This window comes from Nocardia sp. NPDC050799 (genome assembly GCF_040654015.1).
GTDB lineage: Bacteria > Actinomycetota > Actinomycetes > Mycobacteriales > Mycobacteriaceae > Nocardia.
On record NZ_JBFAHF010000089.1, the window covers coordinates 1 to 3,905 of the forward strand.

The 3,905-nt window shown below is 63.1% G+C and carries 5 protein-coding genes; 2 read left to right on the forward strand and 3 right to left on the reverse strand.

The window, feature by feature from the left end:
- Window positions 1–50: 50 nt before the first annotated feature.
- The 3 genes from AB0H42_RS35470 to AB0H42_RS35480 form a co-directional block, all read right to left on the reverse strand.
- Window positions 51–548: a hypothetical protein gene (locus AB0H42_RS35470; protein WP_357064205.1), complete on the reverse strand. Its 498-nt coding sequence runs from the start codon at window positions 546–548 to the stop codon at window positions 51–53.
- A 139-nt stretch (window positions 549–687) separates the two neighbouring features.
- A complete protein-coding gene (locus tag AB0H42_RS35475) occupies window positions 688–1,818 on the reverse strand; it encodes an FAD-dependent monooxygenase (protein ID WP_357064207.1) in 1,131 nt (376 codons plus the stop codon).
- An 8-nt stretch (window positions 1,819–1,826) separates the two neighbouring features.
- Window positions 1,827–2,345 (reverse strand): hypothetical protein, encoded by a 519-nt coding sequence (locus AB0H42_RS35480; protein WP_357064210.1) that lies wholly within the window; start codon window positions 2,343–2,345, stop codon window positions 1,827–1,829.
- Between the two features lie 138 nt (window positions 2,346–2,483).
- Here AB0H42_RS35480 and AB0H42_RS35485 point away from each other — a divergent pair, with 138 nt between their 5' ends.
- Both AB0H42_RS35485 and AB0H42_RS35490 read left to right on the forward strand, forming a co-directional pair.
- A complete protein-coding gene (locus AB0H42_RS35485) occupies window positions 2,484–3,293 on the forward strand; it encodes a hypothetical protein (protein WP_357064212.1) in 810 nt (269 codons plus the stop codon).
- Window positions 3,294–3,422: 129 nt separating this feature from the next.
- On the forward strand, window positions 3,423–3,749 hold the full coding sequence (locus AB0H42_RS35490) for a hypothetical protein (protein ID WP_357064214.1): 327 nt from the start codon (window positions 3,423–3,425) through the stop codon (window positions 3,747–3,749).
- Window positions 3,750–3,905 lie beyond the last annotated feature (156 nt).

Here is a 3,905-nt window from a genome sequence, read left to right on the forward strand (position 1 = left end):
CTATGACAAACTCGCTGTCCGTTACCTGGCCACGGTCCGCGTCGCCGCAATCAACCTGTGGTTATCCGGCCACGGCTTATGAAACGCGGCCTAGCCTGCTTGCTGGCCTTGACGCAGCGGAAGAGTTCGTAGTGCTCGTTCAACTCCAGCAGCGCCCAGACCTGGTCGAAAGTGAAGGTCGGGCCTGCCACCGCGAATTGTCGGTATCCACCGCCGTTGCGTGCACCGGCAAGGTGCAGGAGATCGACAACGGCATGAAAGTCCGAGATGTCGTCAGGAAGATCGATCTTGAACCGAGGAGGTGCATTCGGATCGGGCGGAGGCGGAATCGGTCGACGTTGAGCCATGCCGTGCATTGTGGTCTTCGACTCCGACATCTTCGGCACGGCCGACTCGCCTGCCACCACAGCGATGGCAGCACCGAAGACAAAGCGAACCCTCTGCCTCCAGGGGTAGTCGTAGTATCGGCGGAAAATACAACGGAAATGCTGTTCATGGCATGTTTTTGCTTGCGCGCTGTCAGCCACTGGCGCAGCGCGATCGACCACGGTTCACGGCTTCCGCCGGCCAGCGCCCGACATAACTTCATATCCGCCCGAACTTCGGCGAGTTCTACGGCAACCCCAAAACGACACGGCTCGCCGCAAGCTGAGGTGCGCGGCTCTCGGTCTGGGGAGGACCGGCATGTCATCCGGGATGCGGTGGCCGGGATTTGGTCGCGATCGTTGGTGGCCGCCAGCGGGTGATCAGCAGCTTCGTGCCAAGTTTGCCGGCCCGGATGGCCAGTCGGTTCGGCACCAGGGCGGCTGTAGCGTCCCTGGCGGCGGCCACGAACCTCGACGTAGGTTCGGTGACCAGGGTCGCGCGCCCCGACAGCCAGCTGATGAGGGCGACCCGGCGCCGCCGGGCCTTGGAATACGCGGCCAGATCAGGTGCATAGGCGGCGAGGGTGACGGCGTCCTCGATCGTCATCCCGGCACCTTGCCCGAGTGTGGGATGCATCCCGTGCGCGGCGTCGCCGATGAGCGCCACCCGACCACGCGCCAGCGACTTGGGGACGCGGATATCGAGTAACTCGGTCTCGAGAACCCGCTGCGGGGCCGCTGCCGCCACCATGGCCGGCACAGGTTCTGGCCAGTCCTTGAAATGGTCGAGACCCTCGACACCGGAGTGAGTGCCCGCGAAGGCGTAGATCCGGTTGCCCGCCATCGGCAGAATGCCGAACTCGGCCCGATAACCCAACACCAGGCCCACCCACTCCGGCGGCGGAGCGTCGACGATCCATCGCCAGCCGGTGATCCCCGTGTGTCGGACCGCACCCACTTCCGGCCAGACTTGGCAGCGGGTGAGACTGTGCATTCCGTCGGCCGCGACCACGAGGTCGAATTGAATAATGCCCGCGGCGGTTTCGATGTCTCCGGACGCGTCGACGCGAATAACCCTGGAACCGGGACGCAGGCACTCCGACGGGAGCGCGTCGACCAGGACAGCGAGGAGATCGGCGCGATGGACCACCACGAGATCGTCGCCGCCGATTACGTCACGCACCTGGCCGCACACCAGTTCGCGCCCGCGCCGGCTACGGATCCCGCCGATATGGTCCGCCATGGCCTGAGCCCGGATGGGTTCACCCACCCCGATCAGATCGAGGGTGGCCAGCACGTTGGAAGTCAGCATGACCCCGGCTTCGACCTCGGCGAACTCGGTGGCTTGCTCGTAGACCGTCACCTCCCAGCCAACCGCTCGCAACGCGATCGCCGCGGTGAGCCCGCCGATTCCGCCGCCGACTATCCCTGCGCGCCTGATATTTTCGGCCAATTTCCCCCCTACAACGATGGCATGACCGTGGATGCCACCACCCACCATATGGACGCTACTACGAAAGTCGTCTGGCGCGGCCACAAAACTTGCGCCGCGATGACCACCAGCTGTTCCACCGGCTGGGCCGCAGCCAGCAGCGGGTTGGTCAACCAGGCCTGCCTCCCCGTCTCGGTTTCGGCCGCGTCCTCGGTGCGCGCCTGTTCGTAGAGGGCCGAAAGATCAGCGGCGAGGTGGGTGGCGGTCAGCTTCTCCACCGTCGCCGCGTCGCGGTCGAGGAACGCGCCGACATCGGCGCGGTGGGCCAGATCGGCGGTGGTGAACCGGCCGCGGCGCATGTTCGAGCCGACATATAGAGCGAACACGACGGCGAGGTAGTCCGGCAGCGGGACCCCGAGCACCTCCTCCCAGTCCTGCGCGGTGGGTAGCCCCGCACCGCCGAGTCGTGCTCGACGAGTAACGCGAGCGTGCGCATGGCGTCGCCGCGCGGTGGACGGAATCGACGACCGCGAGGACAACCCGATCACCACCGACCTGTGGGACCGATGGAAGGAAATACGGGCAGGCCGGCACGGTCACGTTCGAACCGAGGAGATGTGTTTCTGCCCCGGCGGCCGGTCGAAATTCGATACCGGCTCCTACCAGGCACGTGGACAATCAGCGGAATGAAACCGAGGGCGCTGGACCGCATCCTGAACCTACCTCGCGCGAACCGCAACGCCGTACTCGCCGAGGGCATGCGAATGCTGGCCGAGCACGTCGCTCAGCTGCACACGGACGCCGAATTGCTGGATCAGCGCGGCCGCACCCGCGGCCGCGCGGTCGTGGATATGTTCGCTGCCGAGCAAGCAGCCTCTTACCTCATACTGCTGGATCTGGCCCGGGTGGGTTGGAAGGACCGAGCCCTCGCCCATCTGCAGGTCAAGAGGTTCGCCAACCATCTGGCGCGGGGGCTCTATGTCGTGGCTTACGACAGCAAACCGGCCGACCTCGCCGAGATCGAAAACCTTCTGCGCTTCTACCGCCGCGACTACTTCCTGGACGGCCCCAACGATGATGATTGGGTGTTCCGACGAGAAATCGATGACCGGCGCGAAAGCTCACTGTATGTCGACTACGTCGCCTACGAACACGGGTCCCAGTGGGTCTCACCGGCGGGTTGGCGGGCCGAGATCCGGCAACAGAACACAGTCGTCGATCTAGTCGCGCACCTATCCAACCTCGGTATGAACACCGTGGAAGCGCTCGATATAGCCGCAGAGACCTGGAAAGACGTCGATATCAACGACCGGTCACTGCACTGGCAGAAGGTGAAAGCGGCCAATGTAAAGGTGATCGGTGCGCTACCGATGACACCCGACGCCAGCGACACCGACCGCCGGCGGGCTGTCGAGCTATGGATCCATCCACTCAACATCCTTGACATGGACCACATCAAAGTGTCGGTGGAAGACCTGCGCAAACCGGCCTCATAGCCGAAGCACGTACAGCGGGTGACGATGATCCGTCCGGGTGGCGACAGGGCGTTACCGAAGGCAAAATCACGAATCCAGAGAAAGAATCAGAACCTACGAAAATAATATCGAGAAAGACAAAATCGGAGGATGACCATGGGCGACAGCGTGGAGTTGACATACCCGCGACTGATCGAAGTTTTTGCTGTGTTGATTGCCCATGCCCGCGACATATCGGCAAGCGAGTCATTTTCGGTGCCGAATGATCTTTTCTGGTCGATCCCAGTAGAGGACATGACTATTCCCGTGGCCGGGGCAGGTGACGTTTACGAGCATCAGCCAGAGTTAACAATCGGCCAAGTCGCCGAAACGTGGAACAATATTGAGTCCATGATCGATGACGAATCGATTATTTCTTACGGGCTCATCTGGTTCGCGGATATCCTTCGAGCGATCGGGAATGCGTCAACAGGTTGAGGAAAGCGTGACTTCACGGTATCTCGATGAGGTGATGTGAGTTGGGGGGGCGGGAAGCCGGGGCCGCCAACCCTGTAGTTTAGAGAGGGGGGGGGGCGCGGGGGGGGGGGGGCCGCCCACACCCACTTTGGGGGGAGACAAACACAACAAGAGTGG